Genomic DNA, 14,483 nt, shown 5'->3' with positions numbered 1-14,483 from the left:
GGGGCTTCGCTTCGGGGGGCTTGCTGGCGCCCTTCTCCGGCAGCCAGGACAGGTCGTACACGGCCGCGTCGCCCGCGGCGCGCATCAGCACCACGGAGGCGCCGTGCGCGCCGCTCATCTCCAGGCCAGCGGAGAAGAGGCCCCGGTAGAAGCCGGCCACCACCACCGGGCGGCAGGTGAGCACGTAGCGCGTGGGGCCGGTCTGCTCCAGCCGCGCCTCCAGGTAGTTGGTGCCCGTGCGCAGGTTGCGCGTCATCCGCTCCAGCATCCGGTGCGGCCCCAGAAGCCGCACGCCCGCCAGCAGCGCGCTGCCGATGAGCGTGGCCCCGTAGCCCTCCAGGAAGCGCCGGCCCACCACCTCCGCGCCGTCGTCCAGCGTGGCCGCGGGCGCGAGCACGGACGCCGCCAGCTTCAGCGACTCCACCCACACCTCCAGGGGATAGGCCACCGCCAGCTTTCCGCGAGGATCGATGCCCACGTCGCGCAGCTGCCGCGCGCAAGGCTCGTCCAGGTGGTCACCCAGGGCGCGAATCAGCCCTTCGAAGCTCTGCTGGAAGACAAGGCGTTCGGGGGTCATCGGCATGTCCTCCCACGCTACCCGTGTGAGCGGGGCCGCCTCAACCCGGTAGGTTCCCAGGACTCAAGAAGTCCCCGGGGAGTGTTCGAAAACGCAGTGCGGCAGAGAGGGCCGACGGGTCGGCCGGCGCGGCTCGACGCGTCGAAAGGGGGAGGGGAGGGTGCGCTAGGGTCGGGGGCCATGCCGCATGACGCCCTCGCAGATGTCTCCACGGCCGCGATGCAGGAGCGCGGAGGTGCACGGGGGACTCCCCGCGCCGTGCCCGCGCTGACGGTGGTGTCCCATCCGGTGCCCCGGCGCGTGGGGGAGCGGCTGCTGTTGGACGCGGTGGTGGCGGGACGGACCCTGGCCCTGTCGCGCAACGCGCCGGACTTCGCGAAGCCGGGCAGCTCGCTGGGGCTGCCGCTGGCGGATCCGTTCGTGAGCCGCAAGCCGCTGGAGCTCTCCGCCCTCGCGGCCGGGGGCGTGCGCCTGTCGGTGCCGGAGGATGGCACGCACGTGGTCGCGGAGGGTGTGCCGCTCCAGGGCGCGAGGGACTTCGGGCCGGCGGAGCTGATGGACGGGGTGGCGCTGGAGCTGTCGGGCCGCGTGGTGCTGCTCTTGCACATGGTGGAGCTGGACGGCGGGGGCCTGGCGGACACGCAGGGCATGGTGGGCGAGAGCGCGGGCCTGCGGCGGCTGCGCAAGCACATCGAACGGGTGGCGGACCTGGACGTGTCGGTGCTCATCCGGGGAGAGACGGGCACGGGCAAGGAGCTGGTGGCGCAGGCCATCCACCGGCTGTCACCGCGCCGGGATGGGCGCTTCGTCAGCGTCAACCTGGGGGCCATCCCCAAGGAGCTGGCGGCGGCGGAGCTGTTCGGTTCGAAGAAGGGCGCGTACTCCGGGGCCACGCAGGACCGCGAGGGCTTCTTCCGCGCCGCGCACGGGGGCACGCTGTTCCTGGACGAGGTGGGCGAGGCGCCGCCGGAAGTGCAGGTGATGCTCCTGCGGGTGCTGGAGACGGGGGAGCTGTATCCCGTGGGCGCCAGCCAGCCGGTGAAGGTGGACGTGCGGCTCATCGCCGCGACGGACGCGCACCTGGAGGAGCAGATCCGCGACGGGCGCTTCAAGGCGCCGCTCTTGCACCGGCTGGCGGGCTACGACCTGCGCGTGCCCGCGCTGCGCGAACGGCGCGAGGACGTGGGCCGGTTGTTCTTCCACTTCGCGCGGGAGGAGCTGACGGCGCTGGGCGAGGCGGCGCGGCTGGACTCGGAGGATCCGCACGCGGAGCCGTGGCTGCCCGCGCCGCTGGCGTCGCGGCTGGTGCGGGCGGCGTGGCCGGGGAACATCCGCCAGCTGCGAAACCTCACGCGGCAGCTCGTCATCGGGAGCCGGGGGCAGGCACGCTTGCAGTTGGATCCCCAGCTGGAGGAAGCGCTGGGCTCGGCGGCGGGAGCGGGGGCCGCGCCGATGCCGAGAGGCGCACAGGCCTTGGCTGGCACTCCCGTGGCTCCGGCTCGCGGCGCTGACGCTCCGGAGGCTCGCGAGGCGGCGGTGCCCCGGCGCAAGCCCTCGCAGGTGACGGAGGCGGAGCTGCTGGCCGCGCTGCGGGCGAGCGCGTGGGACCTGAAGGCCGCGGCGGACGCGTTGGGCATTCCGCGCCCGTCTGTCTACGACCTCATCGAACGCAGCCCGAACCTGCGCACCGCCGGGGACCTGGGCGCGGACGAAATCACCCGCTGCTTCGAGGCCTGCGGCGGCGACCTGGACGCGATGGTGCGCACGCTGGAGGTGTCGAAGCGCGCGCTGGGGCGGCGGTTGAAGGAGCTGGGGCTGACGGCGAAGACCACCTGAGCGGAGGGCCACGCCGCATGGCACGCTGGATGCTGAGCCGTCGCGTCGTCCGTCCCCATCCCCCTGGAGGGTTCCCCATGCGAAGCCGCGTCCTCTTCCCGCTGTGCCTCACCGGACTGCTGCTGGCCTGTGCCAGCGGTGGCGCCCGTTCCACCTCCTCCGAAGCGACGTCGTCCGACAACGGGCCGGTGCAGCCCTGCGCGGTGAACCCGACACCTCCCGAGGGAGGCACCCAGGTGCTCATCACCGCCAGCTCGGACGGCAAGGTGCACTTCAGCAGCACGACGGTGCAGGTGCTTGCCGGGCAGACGGTGCACTTCGTGTCCCAGGTGCAGCAGGACCGGTGCATCGGCGTGTCCGACGGCGGGCTCCTCAAGCACGACTCGCAGAACCCCCTGCCGGTGCCTGCGTGTGAGGTTGCTTCCTGGAAGCTGCGCGCCGGGGATGAGCCGGGAACGTCCACGTCGCTGTGGTCCTGCCCGACGAGCGACTGCTCCCGGTGCACGCAGCCCCAGGGCATCCGGGAGACCATCAACGGCACGCTGGAAGTCACCGGGCGCGGCGAGGACTGAAGCACGCGGTGGCCACGTCAGGGCTTGCGGGCCCTGGCCGGCCGGGCGGGCTGCCGTGGTGGCGCGGCCGGAGTCACGGCGGCGCCGGTGCTCGCGGTGACGGCCCTGAGCTCTTCGAGCCCGAGCTGGATGTGCCGTGTGAGGTCCTGCGCCTTCGGGTCCTCGAGCCAGCGCTCGAACGCGACCTTGAAGACCGCGATGCCCGCCTCGGCCGCCAGGCTCGCGGTGGGTTCGGTGACGCCGCGCTTTCGCAGGGTCTCCGCGGCGGCCGAGGCCAGGGAGGCCAGCTTGATCAGCTCGCGCTCCCGAAGCTCGGCGTGCGCGGAGAGGAGCGTCTGGCGCGCCCGCGCATGGTCGCGGCGGTCCTTGAAGAAGGGCGTCAGCGACTCGAGGGCCGCGGAGACCGCGTCGAGCGGCGCGGCCCCCTGAGGCGCATCCGCGATGGTGGTGACGATGCGCTCGTGGAGCGCGTCCGAGCCCCCGAACAGGACCTCCTTCTTGTCGGTGAAGTAGCGAAAGAACGTCCGCTCCGTGAGCCCCGCGCGCGCGGCGATCTCCTCCACCGTCGTCCGGTCGTACCCGTGCTCCTGGAACAGCGTCATCGCGGCCTGTGCGAGCCGGTCTCGTGCGTTGGGTTCCCAGCGGCCCATGGGCACCAGCATAACCTGATTGCAGTCACTGACATCACTTGTTAGAGGTGATGTCAGCAGCTGACATCAAGGGGGCTTTCCATGCGCGTGTTCGTGACGGGTGCGTCCGGTTTCATCGGCTCGGCGGTCGTTCCTGAATTGCTGGGGGCGGGACATCAGGTGGTGGGGCTTGCCCGCTCGGACGCTTCGGCCCGGGCGCTGGAGGCGGCGGGGGCGGAGGTGCATCGCGGTTCGCTGGACGATCCGGACAGCCTGCGCGCGGGAGCGGCGAAGGCGGACGGGGTCATCCATCTGGCGTTCATCCACGACTTCTCCCGCTTCGAGGACTCGGTGCGTGCCGACGCGCGAGCGATTGATGCGATGGGCAAGGCGCTGGAGGGCTCCCAGCGGCCTCTCGTCATCGCGGCGGGGCTGCTGTTCCTGGCGCCGGGACGCGTCGCGGTGGAGACCGATGCGGCGGCTCCAGAGGGGCGTGGCGCGGCGGAGGCGACGATGCTCGCGTTGGCCGAGCGAGGCGTGCGCACGTCCATCGTGCGGCTTCCGCCGTCGGTTCATGGAAAGGGTGACCACGGCTTCGTGCCGCACCTCATCGCCTCCGCGCGACGGACGGGCGTGGCTGCCTACGTCGGGGAGGGGGCGAGTCGCTGGCCCGCCGTGCACCGGTCCGACGCCGCCCGGCTCTTCCGGCTCGCGCTGGAGCGTGCCCCCGCGGGTTCAAGGCTCCACGCCGTCGCCGACGAGGGCGTGCCCACCCGGGACATCGCGGCCCTCATCGGCCGCCGGGTGGGCGTGCCGGTCGCTTCGAAGACGCCAGCAGAGGCCGGCGACTTCCTTGGCTTCATGGGGGCACTCTTCGCGCTGGATGCTCCTGCGTCGAGCGCCCGCACGCGCGAACAGCTCGGCTGGCGGCCCGAAGGGCCCGGGCTCCTGGCGGACCTCGACGACGAGCACTACTTCGCACCGGACGCTGGCACGATCCTGTGAGCGCGATAGGGGAGTGCAGGGGCCTCGTGTCTACGCGCCAGGCCTGACACGAGGTCGCCCGGAGCCGCTGGACCGGCGTCGTCCTGCCGTCCAAGGAGCGTGAGGAGGGCGCGCCGCGCCAGAACATCGGACCCGTGCGGTCTGTCGGTCCGCACGGATGAGAGGGTGAGAATCCAGCAGGGGCTCACCGTTCGCGGCGCACCGCACGAACCTGTCCGACAGTCGGACAGGTTTGAACAGCCGGGTCCGCCTGGGTAGGCGTGGCGACGAGCGTGGGCGGTCCACCGAACAGTCGCGAGTACCAGTCGCAAGCCGTTGCGTAATCCGAGACGGCGATTCCGGCATGGAGGGCGAGCGGCATGGTCCGACGCCATGTACGTCGCGTCAGGGCGGTAACGCCTGGAACGGCGAGGATGCCGCGCACCAGCCGGATCTGCTCCAGGTCGTCACGCACGGAGGCCCGAGCAATGCCTCCTCGCGCACAACCGCTGTCGTCATTCCGGCGGCAGCTTCGCGAGCGCGTGACGCAGGTCATCGCGCAAGGTGCTTGCGTCCTTCCACTGCGGGCGCGCGGTGAGCACGGTCTCGGTCAGTGACAGTCCCTGCTGGAGATGGGCGCGTGCGTCCGGGCCGGAGGCCGTCACGCCCCATTCGCGAAGGAACGCGCTGTAGGCCAGACGCGGATCCAGGTTCTCGGGATCCAGCTCCAGCGCCTTCTGGAAGTCGCTCGCCGCGGCCTGGAAGGACGCGTCCGGCTTGTGGCCCCGTCGGACCTCCTCGCGAGCCTGGAGCGCCCGCACTTCGCCCCGCCATCGCCACGCCTGCGCGAGGGAGGGGTTGAGCTTGAGCGCTCGCTCCAGCGCCTCCGTGGCCTGGACGAGCGACGGCCGTGGATCCTTCCCTTGCTTCAGTGTGTACGCGGCCTCGGTGTGGTGCACGTGGCCCAGGTTGGCCCATGGCTCCGCGAGCCCGGGCAGCAACGTGGTGGCCTGTTGAAGTTCGGCCTGTGCCTCCTTCGCGCTCGCGGTGGGATCCTGGTCGCGCAGCAGGCGCCAGGTCGCGCGCCACATGCGCACCTCACCCAGGTTGTTGTGCGCGAAGCCCACCTTGGGCGCGATGGCGATGGCCTGGAGGAAGGCCTGCTCCGCCTGGTCCAGCAGGGACTCCGGCGAATCTCCCCGGTCCCACGCCTCTCGGGCCTGGTCGAGCAGGATGGTGCCCACGCCGTTCTGGAGCGGCGGCAGCTTCGCGTTGATGGCGACGCCCTGACGGTAGGCCGCCAGCGCTCGGGCAAGCCCTGGCCCCGCGTCGCCGCCGTGGTCCCGCAGGCGCAATGCAAGCGCGCGGTGCACGTCCGCCAGATAGAACCACGCGACGACGTGCCCCGGGTCGAGCGTGCTCGCGCGCTCCAGCGCGGTCCTGGCTTCTTCCAGGTCCGCGTCCTTCGACGGTGCACGCGGATGGTTGGCGCGGTTCACATAGGCCGTGCCCAGGTTGATCCACGCATCCGGCCGCTTCGCATCCAGCGCCAACGCCCGCCGATAGGCCGTGATGGCCTGCTGCCGGAAGGGCAGTGAATCCCCTCCGCGCCCGTCCTCTGAATCCGCCCACACCTTGAAGACGAGCCCCAGGTCCAGGTGGAAGTCGTAGTCGCGCGCGGACTCGGGAATGGACTCGAAGGCGGCGACGGCGGCCTTCAGCTGTTCGCGCGGATCCTCGTTCCGGTCCTGACGGTAGCGGGCCCACTGCCACCAGCCCATGGCCAGCGCGTGGCGCGCTTCCACCTTCCCGGGAGCAAGCCTCAGCGCCTCCTTCGCCGCGTCGAGCGTGCGCGTGAGGAGCGGCTCCACGTCGCCTCCGCTGCTGAGGCTCGCCTGGGCCAGGCGCCGGTGGAGCCGGGCCTCCAGCACCCAGGTGTCCGCTTCATCCGGAGCCGCCGTGCGCGCGCGTGACACGGCCTCCATGCCGCGCGTGTACGCGGGCTGAACGTCGCCCTTGCCGGACAGCTCCAGGATGAGGGCCTCCTGCTCCAGCTCCGCCCTCGCGCGGTGCACGGCGGACACACTGCGGCCAATGTCCGCCGCCGCGTCGTAGGCCCGCCGCCCGGCCTCCAGATCGTCCCGGGCCGCGTCGCGCTCACTCGCCAGGGCATGGCGCACGGCGCGAGCGAGCAGCACGTCGCCCCGGAGCCGCGGCGCTTCGTGGAACCAGGGCAGCCGCGTGCCCAGCGCGTCCAGCGACTTCAGCGCGTCCTCGAAGCGCTCCTGATGGAAGGCGCGGAGGGCCTCCGCGTATTCGAGGGCGGGCACCTCCGCGCCCCGGCCCTGCTCCAGGAAGGCCAGCGCCGGGTCTCGGGAGTGCGCCCAGGCTTCGTGCCGCTTCGCCTCGCGGCTGGCCGCGTCCGGGATGCGGTCCGCCTCCAACCGCTCACGCTGGTAGCGGTGCCCCAGCACCAGCGCGAGCGCATACGCCACGCGAGGCTCGCGGAAGCCCTTCGCCCAGGCGGCCTCCAGGTGCGTGAGCGCGGCCTCCTCGTCCCCCAGCGCGAGGAACCCGCGCCCCAGCGCGTAGTGCCCCGGGCCTTCCGCGACGGGACCGGCGTCTCGCATGGAGGCTTCGATGTCGCGCATGCGGGCGCGCATCGCCTCGCGGTCCGGCCGCGTGTCGTGCAGGGGCGCCTGGCCGGAGTAGCGGGCCTGGGCCTCGATGCGTTCGACGCCTTCGGTGAAGCGCCGGGTCAAAGCCTCGCGGCGAGCCACCTCCCGCCGGGCCATCACGCCCTGGCCCACGGCGCCCGCCATGGCGAGCCCGGTGATGCTCGCGACGACGACGGCGACCCGGTGACGGGCCATCCATTTGCGCACGCGGTACGCAGGACCCGTGCGCGCGAGGACCCGGTCCCCTTCGAGGAACCGCGTGAGGTCGTCCGCCAGGGCCCGCGCGGAGCCGTAGCGCCGTGCGCGGTCCTTCTCCAGGCACTTGAGGACGATGGCCTCCAGGTCCGCCGGGATCCCCGCGTCCAGCTCACGAGGACGGCGAGGCTCCTGGGTGGCGATGCGTCCGAGCACCTCCAATCCATTGGCACCCGTGACAGGCGGTTGGCCGGTGAGCAGGTGGTACAGCGTGGCGCCCAGGCTGTAGATGTCCGCGCGCCGGTCCAGCCGGGTGACCTCGCCCCGGGCCTGTTCAGGGGCCATGTACTGGGGCGTGCCCAATACGGTGCCAGTGGCGGTGGCGGCGTCGTCGCTGGACCAGTCTCGCGCCAGGCCGAAGTCCATGACGTAGGGGCGCAGGACGCCGTCCTCGCCGCGCTCCACGAGGATGTTGGAGGGCTTGAGGTCGCGGTGCACGAGCCCGGCCAGATGGGCCGCGTGCACGCCCAGCGTGGCGTCGCGAAGCACGAGCGCCTTCTTCTCCACGGACAGCGTGCCGGCGAGCGTGTGCAGCGGCGCCCCCGCGATGTACTGCATGGCGATGTACGCGCGGCCCTGGACCTCACCGACCTCGTACACGCGGCAGACGCGCTCGTGGTCCACGCGGGCCTGGGCGCGGGCCTCGGAGATGAAGCGGCGGGACAGCTCCGGGTCCTCGTCGCGAACGAACTTCAGCGCCACGTCGCGGTGCAGCCGCAGGTCCCGGGCCAGGAAGACGCGCCCCATGCCGCCCTGGCCCAGGAACCTCACGGGCCGGTAGAGCGTCCAGTGCGGCACCGGGAACACGGGACCGTCCGTCACGGAGGCAGGGGCCGCGCCCGGAGGCAGCGTGTCGTCAGCGGTACCCGGTGGGGCGTTCTTCTCCACCTCCAGGCTCCGGCGCAGCGACACGAGCGAATCCTCCGCGAGCCGCCCCTGCTCCACGAGCAGCTGCAACGGGGACACGCCACGCCGCGCCGCCTCCTCGCGAAGGGCGTCCACGTCCTCGCGGGAGAGCAGTCCCTCGGCCAGGGCCATGCGCAGCTCCGCTTCGTTTGCCTCGAGCACGCCGGAAGCGTACCGGAGCCCCCATCCCTCACGCACGGCGGCGCGGCGCGGCTTGCGGTGTCCTGCCGCCCGTTCCCAAGATGCGCGGCATGAGCTCCATGTGGGTCCTGGAAACGCCGCAGCCGCCGCCGGACGCGCGCATCGCCTATGGCGAAGCCCCGCAGCAGTTCACCGAGCTGCGCAAACCCAAGGGCAAGGGCCCGCACCCCGTGGTCCTCTTCGTCCACGGCGGCTTCTGGCGCGCCGAGTACGGCCTGGAGCACGCGGGCCACCTGTGCGCGGACCTGACGAAGCGCGGCTTCGCGACGTGGAGCCTGGAGTACCGGCGCGTGGGCCAGGACGGCGGCGGCTTCCCCGGCACCCTGGAGGACGTGGCCTCCGCGGCGGACCACCTGATGAGCGCGGCTCCGTCGCTGGGGCTGGACCTCTCCAACGTGGTGGCCATGGGCCACTCCGCGGGCGGACACCTGGCCATGTGGCTGGCCGCGAGGCACCGCCTCCCGCCGAAGCATCCGCTGTACCGCGATGCCCCGCTGAAGCTGAAGGGCGTGGTGTCCCTGGCCGGCGTGCTGGACCTCGCGCAGGGCGCGGCGCTGGACCTGGGGAAGGGCATCGTGAAGACCTTCATGGGCGGCACCCCGGAGCAGGTCCCGGAGCGCTACGCCGTGGCGTCTCCCGCCGCGCTCCAGCCGCTGAAGCTGCCGCAGGTCCTCATCCACGGCACCGAGGACGACACCGTCCCCCTCAAGGTCAGCGAGGGCTTCCACGCCCGGGGCGTCCAATTGAAAGACCCGGTGCACCTGGTCCCCCTGAAGGGCGCGGGCCACTTCGAGCTCATCGACCCGCGCTCCAAGGAGTGGCCTCGCGTCGTCCAGGCCGTGAAGAACCTGCGCTGAGCATCCAGGCAGCCGGGCCCCCTGTCCCCCGCTCGGATGGGGAACCGGGGGGAGCACCTTGCGCCCGTCCGCGCCGCCGGATGCGCACCCTGTCCTTCGGTCCGGGAGGACGGGAGGAGCACACCGCATGGCGACAATGGACGTGATGCGTGGGCCGGGCATGGACCGGCTGTCGCGCGGCGCGAAGGAAGCCGCGAACCACCCTTGGGCGAAGAAGCTCGGCCGCATGGGCTACGCGGCCAAGGGCTGCGTCTACGCCATCATCGGCGTGCTCGCGCTGAAGCTCGCGGCGGGCGAGGGCGGACGCGCCACCGACAGTCACGGCGCGGTGGCCACCGTGGCGCAGGGGCCCTTCGGCATCGTGCTCCTGTCGCTGCTGGCGGTGGGCCTGGCCGGCTACGTCGTCTGGCGCTTCGCGCAGGCGTTCGCGGACACGGAGGACAAGGGGTCGGACGCGAAGGGCATCGCCACGCGCGCCATGTACTTCGTGAGCGGCGTCATCCACGGCTCGCTGGCGCTGTTCGCCGTGAAGACCGTGGTGGGCGCGTCACAGGGGAAGGGCAAGGGCACCCAGGGCTGGACGGCGACGCTGATGGAGCAGCCCTTCGGCCGCGTCCTGGTGGTGCTGGTGGGGCTGGGCATCATCGGCTTCGCGCTGAAGCAGTTCCATACGGCATGGAAGGCGAAGTTCCGGGAGAAGCTCGCGCTCACGGGCCTGGCGGCGTCGCATCAGCACCGCGTGGAGCGGGTGTGCCAGTTCGGCATCGCCGCGAGAGGCGTGGTGTTCACCGTCATCGGCGGCTTCCTGGTGCTCGCGGGCGTGGACGCGAACCCGGGTGAGGCCAAGGGCCTGGGAGAGGCCCTGGCCGTCGTCGCCCGCCAACCCGCGGGCGACGTGCTCCTGGGGGTGGTGGCGGCGGGCCTGGTGGCCTACGCCGCCTACCTGTTCCTCCAGGCGCGCTACCGCCAGCTCTAGAAGAGGTTCCAGAGGTACTGGTTCGTCACCTCGTGGTGGAACTGGATCTCCGCGTCCTTCACGCGGGTTCCCAGCTGCTTGGGGCAGCGGTCCGCGGAGGCCACCTTCAGCTCCGCGTACTTGCCCTGCACCTGCTCACCCAGCGCCTGCGCGATGAACTGGCTGCCCTTGAAGAAGCGCACCGCGTCGTAGATGTTGTCCGGCAGGAAGCGCGTGCGGCTGCGCTTGGTCTCCGCGTCCTCCTGCGGCTGCGGCCCCTCCAGGCCCGTCTTCAAGAGCGTGAAGAGCACCATGTACGGGTTCGCGTCCGGCGCCACCGAGCGGCACTCGACGCGCGCGCTGCGCTCGTTGCCGAACGGGATGCGCACCATGGCGCCGCGGTTGTTCGCGGAGGCCTTGATCTGGTTGGGCGCCTCGTAGTGCGGATCCAACCGGCGGTACGAGTTCACGCTGGAGTTGAGCACCAGGCAGATGTCGTTCGCGTTGTTCAGGATCCGGTCGATGAACTCCCAGCCCATGGCCGACAGGCCGTCCTGACCGCTCTTGTCGTAGAACAGGTTCTTGTTGTTCTTCGACAGCGACATGTTGATGTGCATGCCGTTGCCGTTCACGCCCGTGACGGGCTTGGGCAGGAAGCTGGCCGTCAGCCCCTGCTGCGCGGCGACCTGACGGCAGAGCAGCTTGTAGAGCTGGATCTGGTCGGCGGCGACGAGCGCCTCGCTGTAGGAGAAGTTCATCTCGAACTGGGAGGGCGCCACCTCCGGGTGGTCCTTCTCGTTCTCGAAGCCCATGGCGCGCTGCGCTTCGGCGGCCTTGTCGATGAAGGCGCGCAGCCCGTCGCCCGGCAGCGCGTGGTAGTAGCCGCCGATGGAGATGAACTCGAACTTGCCCTCTTCGTGGTAGTGGCGCTCGGCGTCACGGTTCTTGAAGAGGAAGCCTTCGATTTCCGGCGCCGCGTGGAACACGGTGCCGTCCTTCTGGAACAGCTGCTCGGTGGCGCGCTTGAGCTGGCCGCGCATGTCCGAGTGGTACGGCGTGCCGTCGCGCTCCAGCACCTCGCAGAACGCCAGCACCTTGCCGGGACCGAAGATGTCGGACGGCAGCCAGTAGAACGCGCTCCAGTCCACGTCCAGCCGCAGGTCGCTCTCCGCCTGCGCGGAGAAGCCGCGGATGGAGGAGCCGTCGAAGGTGAGGTTGTCCGCGCTCTTGAGGAGGAACTTCTTGTCGTAGTCCAGCATGTGCAGCCGACCTTCCAGGTCGGTGAAGCACACGGTGACGGCCTTGATGCGCTTCTCGTCGGTCAGGTACTTGATCCGCTCCTCGCGAACCTTGTCCGGCGACTCGCGCTTGAGGCGCTGGCGCTTCACCTTGAGGTTGAGTTCCTCCAGCTCGTCGTAGGGAATCTCCAGGAAGTCCCGCAGCGGCTTCTGCTCCATGGTCCTGCCTCCAGGCGTGTCCCCGGTTCCGGAGTACCGGCGGGAACATCAAAAGCACGGGCGCAGGTATTTACATTCCGCGACCCGAAATCAAGCCTAATTCAGGCGGACTGAAGGCTAAAGGGCGTGTTGGGTCGCGCACGGACGCTCGAACGTCAAGGGACGGGGTGTCTGTCGCCCCGGCCAGTGGACACTGCGCGCCGCGCTGCGTTGGCCGCGTGTCCACATTCGGACGCGCGCTACGGCAGGGGGACGAGCCCCTGCTCGGGCAGGGTGGTCCCGGCGGGCCACAGCACGTACGCGGCGCCCCGGGAGTGCTGCCAGGCGCGCCACAGCTCGGCGCGGGGGTAGGTGGTGTGGGTGGTTTCGTTGGAGGCGAAAGCAGGGTCGTTGACCACGACGTCGCCGGTGTCGGTGAAGCCCTTCACGACGATGAGGTGGCCGTCGGTGCGGCGGGAGGCGCCGCCGGGGAGCTCGCCGGGTTCGTAGGCGATGCTGATGCTGACGGGGATGCCGGCGGCGACGAGGCGCTCCACGGGGGCGAATGAGTCGAAGCGGGCCACGAGCCCGTGCAGGGCGCCATTGGACATGCTGGCGGCGTAGGCGGTGTTGAAGGCCCAGTTGCCGGTGCCCTTGTAGACCCAGTCATAGGTGTGGGCGGCGGCGGTGGGCACGGGGTGCTCCAGGTCCGCGCGGCCCAGCTTCCGGCTCCAGTAGCCGAGCAGCATGGTGGTGGACGTGGGGGAGCACCAGACCTCGCCGCCGTCGGGGTAGATCATCTGCGAGTAGCCCGGCACGTCGAGCACGACGCCCCACCCGGTGCGGTCCGACGTGGCGTCCTGGGGCTTGAGGCGCGTGTCGGTGACGGCGGCGGCGAGCGCCCGGACGCGGGGGCTCACGTCCGGGCGTTCAGAGAAGAGGTGGGCGGTGACGCGCAGGGCGTCCGCGCGGCGCTTGAGGTTGAGGGTGTCGGTGAGGACGTTGCCATCGGCGTCGCCCTGGTTGTCCACGCTGTGGCGCGCGACGGTGGTGGTGTCGAAGGCCCAGACGCCCAGCTCGTAGTCCTTGGTCCAGGTGCCTTCGATGCGGGCGGAGACGGTGAGCTTCACCCAGGTGCCGGGAGGCGTCTGGGCGTCGAAGGAGGGCACCACGCTGTCGAAGCCGCCGGGGACGGGCTGGACTTCGGAGGTGGCGGTGCCGACGCGGAAGGTGCCGCCATTGTAGAAGCTGCCGCCGTCGAGCCAGCCGCCCGCGGGGAACGGGTCGGTGCCCTCTTTCGCGGTGGAGGGATCCAGCTCCAGCGCGCCGTCGGCGGTGACGCGCGTGCCGTCGCGGGAGAAGCGCGCGAGGTCACCCGACACGGACGTCTTCTGCCACAGGCGCGCGGGCGAGCCCGCTTCCGGCGACGTGTCCGGAGGTGCCGATGGCGGCGAGGAGGCGCAGGCCCAGATGCAGGTGGCCAGCAGGACGGCGGAGAGGACGCGAGCGCGGGCGTTCACGAGGCTGAGTTTCGCAAACGCCCACGCGGGGGCTCAAGTCGGATTCCTTGAAAGTCCAGCCGGGCGGACAGATGCCGGTCCAGGCGCTGGAATGTCAGACGCGGTTGCTAGAGCGCTGTGCGCGACCCGGTGGGTCGACGCGATGAGCCACGCCTCTCTCTATACGGTTGAGTTCTACGAGGAAGCGAATGGCTCCTCGCCCGTCTTCAAATGGATGACCGAGGAACTTTCTCCAGCGCAGCGGCGCGCTGTGACCGCGGCGTTAGAGGAGCTTGTCGCGCCAATGGGCCCCGACATCGTGGGCACTGAGTTCGGCAAGAACCTGGGAGGCGGCGTCATCGAGCTGCGCTTGCGACAAGACGCGGCGCAACTCCTGAAGCGCGTTGGCAAACCGCCCAGGGAACCTCATCCGGAGGACATGGGCGAGGAGATCCTCCTTCGCATCTTCTTCCATCCGCATGGGCGCAAACGGGCGTTGGTGCTCCACGGCTACGACAAGGGGCGCAACACGTCCAAGCGATACCAGCAGCAGCAGATTGCTATCGCGGAGGCTCGACTCGTCCGGTTCAAACATCGCGAGAAGCAGCGGAACAGGGGGGCAGGGAAGCCCAAGGACGGGAAGTAGCGGTTGCTGATTATGGGTTATAGGAATATCGTTCTGGTGGGAGGACTCGTGCGCACCCTCAAGGACCTGACTGCTTTCGTGGAGAAGGAAGCCACGGCCGAGGGACCTGCCGCTCAAGCGGAGCTTCAGGCCCAGCGCGACCGTTTCCGCATCGCCCGGGAGCTGGCCATGCTGCGGAAGGCGCAGGGCCTGACGCAGGCGCAGCTCTCCGCGAGAGCGGGCGTGCCCCAGAGTGAGATCAGCAAGATTGAGTCGGGAAAGGCGAACGCCACCGGACTGACGCTCTTCCGGATGGCCCATGCCATGGGCCACGTTTTCCGGTTGGAGCCCGTGGGCAGCGCCGTGGCTCCCACTCGGCCCCGCCGCACTGTCGCCTCGAAGAAGGGCCGCACCGTGCGGAAGGGGGCGCCCCGGTCACGCGAGCTCGAGCCCGCGTGACTGGCGGTGCTGGC

Annotated in this window: 13 protein-coding genes; 7 read left to right on the top strand and 6 right to left on the bottom strand. The window is 70.8% G+C overall.

Annotated features, from left to right (window positions below; all coding sequences use genetic code 11):
- Positions 1 to 577, bottom strand: a 577-nt coding sequence (locus D7V80_RS06335) for a DUF2378 family protein (protein WP_120587303.1), incomplete at its 3' end; no start/stop codon positions are given.
- Positions 578 to 757: 180 nt separating this feature from the next.
- Here D7V80_RS06335 and D7V80_RS06330 point away from each other — a divergent pair.
- Positions 758 to 2,413, top strand: a complete 1,656-nt coding sequence (locus D7V80_RS06330; RefSeq protein ID WP_120587293.1) for a sigma 54-interacting transcriptional regulator — start codon at positions 758 to 760, stop codon at positions 2,411 to 2,413.
- A gap of 77 nt (positions 2,414 to 2,490) precedes the next feature.
- Positions 2,491 to 2,985, top strand: coding sequence for a hypothetical protein (locus D7V80_RS06325; RefSeq protein WP_120587292.1), 495 nt, complete (start codon positions 2,491 to 2,493; stop codon positions 2,983 to 2,985).
- Positions 2,986 to 3,002: 17 nt separating this feature from the next.
- Here D7V80_RS06325 and D7V80_RS06320 read toward each other — a convergent pair whose 3' ends face one another.
- Positions 3,003 to 3,635 (bottom strand): TetR family transcriptional regulator, encoded by a 633-nt coding sequence (locus D7V80_RS06320; protein WP_120587302.1) that lies wholly within the window; start codon positions 3,633 to 3,635, stop codon positions 3,003 to 3,005.
- Positions 3,636 to 3,716: 81 nt separating this feature from the next.
- On the opposite strand from D7V80_RS06320, the gene D7V80_RS06315 reads away from it, so the two are divergent.
- Positions 3,717 to 4,619: an SDR family oxidoreductase gene (locus D7V80_RS06315; protein WP_120587291.1), complete on the top strand. Its 903-nt coding sequence runs from the start codon at positions 3,717 to 3,719 to the stop codon at positions 4,617 to 4,619.
- A gap of 184 nt (positions 4,620 to 4,803) precedes the next feature.
- Here D7V80_RS06315 and D7V80_RS42160 read toward each other — a convergent pair whose 3' ends face one another.
- Together D7V80_RS42160 and D7V80_RS06305 are read right to left on the bottom strand one after the other, a co-directional pair.
- Complete coding sequence (locus tag D7V80_RS42160) at positions 4,804 to 5,073, bottom strand: hypothetical protein (RefSeq protein ID WP_199738396.1); 270 nt, start codon at positions 5,071 to 5,073, stop codon at positions 4,804 to 4,806.
- 40 nt (positions 5,074 to 5,113) lie between these two features.
- Complete coding sequence (locus D7V80_RS06305; protein WP_233585177.1) at positions 5,114 to 8,599, bottom strand: protein kinase; 3,486 nt, start codon at positions 8,597 to 8,599, stop codon at positions 5,114 to 5,116.
- Positions 8,600 to 8,688: 89 nt separating this feature from the next.
- Between D7V80_RS06305 and D7V80_RS06300 the strand changes: the two genes are divergently transcribed.
- Together D7V80_RS06300 and D7V80_RS06295 are read left to right on the top strand one after the other, a co-directional pair.
- On the top strand, positions 8,689 to 9,495 hold the full coding sequence (locus D7V80_RS06300; RefSeq protein WP_120587290.1) for a S9 family peptidase: 807 nt from the start codon (positions 8,689 to 8,691) through the stop codon (positions 9,493 to 9,495).
- A 127-nt stretch (positions 9,496 to 9,622) separates the two neighbouring features.
- Positions 9,623 to 10,471 carry a DUF1206 domain-containing protein gene (locus tag D7V80_RS06295; protein WP_120587289.1) on the top strand — a complete coding sequence of 283 codons (849 nt, stop codon included), beginning with the start codon at positions 9,623 to 9,625 and terminating at the stop codon, positions 10,469 to 10,471.
- Here the strand turns inward: D7V80_RS06295 and D7V80_RS06290 are convergent.
- Together D7V80_RS06290 and D7V80_RS06285 are read right to left on the bottom strand one after the other, a co-directional pair.
- Complete coding sequence (locus tag D7V80_RS06290) at positions 10,468 to 11,907, bottom strand: glutamine synthetase family protein (protein WP_120587288.1); 1,440 nt, start codon at positions 11,905 to 11,907, stop codon at positions 10,468 to 10,470. The two genes, D7V80_RS06295 and D7V80_RS06290, sit on opposite strands and share 4 nt — an antisense overlap.
- Before the next feature lie 239 nt (positions 11,908 to 12,146).
- Positions 12,147 to 13,406 carry a C39 family peptidase gene (locus tag D7V80_RS06285; protein WP_120587287.1) on the bottom strand — a complete coding sequence of 420 codons (1,260 nt, stop codon included), beginning with the start codon at positions 13,404 to 13,406 and terminating at the stop codon, positions 12,147 to 12,149.
- 142 nt (positions 13,407 to 13,548) lie between these two features.
- Between D7V80_RS06285 and D7V80_RS06280 the strand changes: the two genes are divergently transcribed.
- Both D7V80_RS06280 and D7V80_RS06275 read left to right on the top strand, forming a co-directional pair.
- Positions 13,549 to 14,031, top strand: a complete 483-nt coding sequence (locus D7V80_RS06280; protein WP_147446997.1) for a hypothetical protein — start codon at positions 13,549 to 13,551, stop codon at positions 14,029 to 14,031.
- Positions 14,032 to 14,079: 48 nt separating this feature from the next.
- Positions 14,080 to 14,469: a helix-turn-helix domain-containing protein gene (locus D7V80_RS06275; protein WP_199738394.1), complete on the top strand. Its 390-nt coding sequence runs from the start codon at positions 14,080 to 14,082 to the stop codon at positions 14,467 to 14,469.
- The last annotated feature ends 14 nt before the right edge of the window (positions 14,470 to 14,483 follow it).

This window comes from Corallococcus sp. CA054B (genome assembly GCF_003611625.1).
In the GTDB taxonomy this organism is placed as follows: Bacteria; Myxococcota; Myxococcia; order Myxococcales; family Myxococcaceae; genus Corallococcus; species Corallococcus coralloides.
The sequence above is the reverse complement of the archived record's forward strand: the minus strand, read 5'-3'. Positions and strand labels throughout refer to the sequence as shown.

What these genes read in the sequence shown, in the direction of transcription:
- D7V80_RS06290 (WP_120587288.1), bottom strand. Translation starts at nt 11,907, where the DNA reads ATGGAGCAGAAGCCGCTGCGGGACTTCCTGGAGATTCCCTACGACGAG.
- D7V80_RS06320 (WP_120587302.1), bottom strand. Translation starts at nt 3,635, where the DNA reads ATGGGCCGCTGGGAACCCAACGCACGAGACCGGCTCGCACAGGCCGCG.
- D7V80_RS06295 (WP_120587289.1), top strand. Translation starts at nt 9,623, where the DNA reads ATGGCGACAATGGACGTGATGCGTGGGCCGGGCATGGACCGGCTGTCG.
- D7V80_RS06330 (WP_120587293.1), top strand. Translation starts at nt 758, where the DNA reads ATGCCGCATGACGCCCTCGCAGATGTCTCCACGGCCGCGATGCAGGAG.
- D7V80_RS06325 (WP_120587292.1), top strand. Translation starts at nt 2,491, where the DNA reads ATGCGAAGCCGCGTCCTCTTCCCGCTGTGCCTCACCGGACTGCTGCTG.
- D7V80_RS06315 (WP_120587291.1), top strand. Translation starts at nt 3,717, where the DNA reads ATGCGCGTGTTCGTGACGGGTGCGTCCGGTTTCATCGGCTCGGCGGTC.
- D7V80_RS06300 (WP_120587290.1), top strand. Translation starts at nt 8,689, where the DNA reads ATGAGCTCCATGTGGGTCCTGGAAACGCCGCAGCCGCCGCCGGACGCG.
- D7V80_RS06280 (WP_147446997.1), top strand. Translation starts at nt 13,549, where the DNA reads ATGAGCCACGCCTCTCTCTATACGGTTGAGTTCTACGAGGAAGCGAAT.